The organism is bacterium (assembly GCA_030654305.1).
Classification (GTDB): domain Bacteria; phylum Krumholzibacteriota; class Krumholzibacteriia; order LZORAL124-64-63; family LZORAL124-64-63; genus PNOJ01.
Genome location: JAURXS010000073.1, coordinates 1 through 2,889, shown reverse-complemented (window position 1 = coordinate 2,889; position 2,889 = coordinate 1). Strand labels below are relative to the sequence as shown.

Annotated in this window: 2 protein-coding genes; one reads left to right on the top strand and one right to left on the bottom strand. The window is 70.0% G+C overall.

Features of this window, described 5'->3' with window-relative positions; genetic code table 11:
* Nucleotides 1-236 precede the first annotated feature (236 nt).
* Nucleotides 237-947: a hypothetical protein gene (locus tag Q7W29_01880; protein ID MDO9170560.1), complete on the top strand. Its 711-nt coding sequence runs from the start codon at nucleotides 237-239 to the stop codon at nucleotides 945-947.
* A 75-nt stretch (nucleotides 948-1,022) separates the two neighbouring features.
* Here Q7W29_01880 and Q7W29_01875 read toward each other — a convergent pair whose 3' ends face one another.
* Nucleotides 1,023-2,630, bottom strand: a complete 1,608-nt coding sequence (locus tag Q7W29_01875) for a carboxyl transferase domain-containing protein (protein ID MDO9170559.1) — start codon at nucleotides 2,628-2,630, stop codon at nucleotides 1,023-1,025.
* Nucleotides 2,631-2,889 lie beyond the last annotated feature (259 nt).

The window sequence follows — 2,889 nt, the reverse complement described above, 5'->3', positions numbered from 1 at the left end:
CACCTCGACGCGGTATTTCGTCAGGATCGCCAGGGCGCGGGCCCGGATCAGCGCCAGGTTGGTGATGATGGACAGTTGCGGTCGTCGTCGTGGTCGATTCCCTGGGCGACCGCCGATCGGCGCACGATTGAATGTGCATATTCAATACAAATATTGTCCCGTATATGGGCGAGTTGGGTTATTGTGTTCGGGCGACATACCGCCCAAAGACCCCACAACGCCCCGAGAGGTGCACCATGAAGGCTACGTTATCGGTCCTGCTTCTTCTCTTGCTGGTCTCGGTTCCCGTGATCGCGTTGGCCGATCCCATCGCTGGTCTCTACAACTCCACCGACCTCGGCGGACAGCTGTTGACCGGCCGCGCCGCGACCTGGCGGTCCGGCATCAACTCCGGCTTCCCCCACGTCCTGCACGCCCAGTCCTGGGACGGCGCCGCGCTCGGCACGCAGTGGGAGATCAGCTGCCCCACGTCCACCAGCATGAGCGTCCAGGACAACCGCGTCGCCGGCGTGGGCACGATCGTCTACACCTCGACCTACAGCGGCGGCACCTTCGACTTCTTCGCCGGCGGCTTCCCGTGGGGCGACGGCACCGGGACGCTGGCCGCGATGACCGTCATCACGACGGTCCAGTACGTCATGATCAGCGGCAACAGCACCCCGGTGGCCGCGGTCGTCAACGGCAACACGACCGGCACCTGCACCAACGGCTGCACCCTGGTCTTCGCCATCGGCAACGGCATCGGCGCGGGCGAGACCACCAGCCTCAACCCGGCGATCACCAAGCCGGCCGGCTACCCGACGTTCCTGGACGGCAGCTGCGCCCCGGCTTCCGCCGGCCAGCAGTTCGGGTCCTGGGGCTCGGTCATCACGCTGACGCTGCAGATCGACTGCGCGGTGGCGAACGAGGACGGCAGCTGGAGCAGCATCAAGGCCACGTATCGCTAGGACTCCGCGACACCGGTCGCCTGACACGCGAACCCCCGCCCCCCTCGGGAGGCGGGGGTTCTCTCGTCGGTGCGGTCACATCCGGAAGACGCCGTAGGTCGCCGGCGGGATGGGCGCGCAGAGGCTCATGGCGATGCCGAGCCCCAGGGCGTCGCGCGTCTGCAGGGGATCGACGACGCCGTCGTCCCACAGCCGGGCGCTGCTGTAGTAGGCGTGGCCCTCGGTCTCGTACTTGGCGCGGATCGGCTCGACGATGGCCGCCTCGCCGGCGGCGTCGAGCGCCTGCCCCTGGCGCGCCAGCTGGTCCTGCTTGACCTGCAGCAGCACGCCCGCCGCCTGCTCCCCGCCCATCACCGAGATCTTGGCCTGCGGCCACATCAGCAGCAGGCGCGGCTGGAAGGCGCGGCCGCACATGCCGTAGTTGCCGGCGCCGTAGCTGCCGCCGATGATCACGGTGAACTTCGGCACCGTGCTGTTGCTCACCGCGTTGACGAGCTTGGCGCCGTCCTTGGCGATGCCGCCGTGCTCGTACGCTTTGCCCACCATGAAGCCGGTGATGTTCTGCAGGAAGACCAGCGGCACGCGCCGCGCGTTGCACAGCTCGATGAAGTGGGTGCCCTTCAGGGCCGACTCGCTGAACAGGATGCCGTTGTTGGCGAGGATGCCCACCGTGTAGCCGTGGATCCGCGCGAAACCGCAGACCAGCGTCGCGCCGTAGCGCGGCTTGAACTCGTGCAGCCGGCTGCCGTCGACCAGGCGGGCGATCACCTCGCGCGCGTCGAAGGCCTGGCGCGGGTCGGCCGAGGCGACCCCGTAAAGCTCCTCGGGGTCCTCGTGCGGCGGCTCGGCCGGGGCGGTCGGCACCGCGGCCGTCTCGACCGGGCCGAGGTTCTCCACGATGTCGCGCACCAGGCGCAGGGCGTGCGCGTCGTCCTGGGCGAGATGGTCCGCGACGCCCGAGATGCGCGTGTGCACGTCGCCGCCGCCCAGCTCCTCGGCGGTGACCTCCTCGCCGGTCGCCGCCTTGACCAGCGGCGGGCCGCCCAGGAAGATCGTGCCCTGCTCGCGCACGATCACCACCTCGTCGCTCATCGCCGGCACGTAGGCGCCGCCCGCGGTGCAGCTGCCCAGCACCGCCGCGATCTGCGGGATGCCCAGCGCCGACATGCGGGCCTGGTTGTAGAAGATCCGCCCGAAGTGGTCGCGGTCGGGGAAGACCTCGGCCTGCAACGGCAGGAAGGCGCCGCCGGAGTCCACGAGGTAGACGCAGGGCAGGCGGTTCTCCAGGGCGATCTCCTGGGCGCGCAGGTGCTTCTTCACCGTCAACGGGTAGTAGGTGCCGCCTTTGACCGTGGCGTCGTTCGCCACGACCATCACCGGCCGGCCGTGCACCGTGCCGATGCCGGTCACCAGCCCCGCGGCCGGCACGTCGTCGCCGTAGACGCCGTGGGCCGCCAGCGGCGACAGCTCCAGGAAGGGCGCCCCGGGATCCAGCAGCCGCTCGATCCGCTCGCGGACCAGCAGCTTGCCCTGCCCGGTGTGGCGCTCGCGCGCCGGCGCCGGCCCACCCTCGCCGATGCGCCCCAGCAGCGACGCCAGGTCCGCGGCTGCGGCCCGGTTGCGCCGGTCGTTCTCGGCGAAGGTCTTGTCGTGCTTGTCGATCTTCGAGACGATCCTCTTCATGGCCCTCCCGGCAAGAACGGGGTCCGCGGACGCTGCCGGCCAGTATAGGCGCCGCAGCCGGGCCGGTCCACCCCCGTCGGCATGCATGGGACGCCCTTGTGGACGGGTCCGCCGCCGCCTACTGTTGCCCCATGACCGCACACGAATTCCACCTGCGCAACGCCCTCGTGATGACCGGCAACGGGCCGTCCGCCGCCGACGTGCACGTCCGCGACGGCCGCATCGTCGACCTGCACGACCGCAACGGCCTCTCGACCGT

Excerpts from the sequence above, each read along its gene's own strand:
- Q7W29_01880 (MDO9170560.1), top strand. The coding sequence starts at position 237 with ATGAAGGCTACGTTATCGGTCCTGCTTCTTCTCTTGCTGGTCTCGGTT.
- Q7W29_01875 (MDO9170559.1), bottom strand. The coding sequence starts at position 2,630 with ATGAAGAGGATCGTCTCGAAGATCGACAAGCACGACAAGACCTTCGCC.